General features: G+C 46.8%; 2 protein-coding genes. Both read right to left on the reverse strand.

The window, feature by feature from the left end; all coding sequences use genetic code 11:
• Nucleotides 1-210 (reverse strand): flagellar hook-basal body complex protein FliE (locus R7Q11_RS27760; RefSeq protein WP_225467181.1); only part of this gene is annotated, 210 nt, incomplete at its 3' end.
• 126 nt (nucleotides 211-336) lie between these two features.
• Nucleotides 337-598 (reverse strand): helix-turn-helix domain-containing protein (locus R7Q11_RS27765; RefSeq protein ID WP_225467182.1); only part of this gene is annotated, 262 nt, incomplete at its 5' end.

The following is a 598-nucleotide window of genomic DNA, read 5'->3' on the forward strand; positions in this document are numbered from 1 at the left end:
GACGTCAGATAAGGAAACATCGGCATCACCACGATCAAAACGCGTTTGTAGATCGCCAGATGATTTTTGAAGTGAGTTTACGTTATTGATGGCTTTGGTTAGGAGATCATTGAAATCTGCACCCACTTTCGCGCCCGTTCCTGTCGGAGTGGTGTTGGTCGCTTCAACCATCATGGCGCGCATTTCGGCCTGAATACCATCAACTTTCATTATCACCTCTGAGCCAAAAGTTTGACTATCTATTTAAACTAAATATTGACACAGCAATTTATGTGCCATAAGACGCCAGCAGTATAGTTTACTCACACTTTTGTCTTATGGCTACGCGTGTGAAACCTAACTCGGAATATCTATACCCGCGTCACGCATTTTGGCAAGTTTGTAGCGCAGAGTACGTGGGCTTATGCCCAATTTCTCTGCCATTTCTTTGCGTCGGCCATTACATTCCACCAAGGTTTCTAGAATGATCGCGTACTCTTGATCGCGCAGCTCGCCACCCAACCCCTCGCCGCCAGTGTTAACGCGGTTGACGGATTCAGCTTGAGCAACAGGCTTGACATCAGGGACCAATGTTTCTGCACTTTGCACAACGTATTGC

This window comes from Vibrio sp. 970, assembly GCF_033339075.1.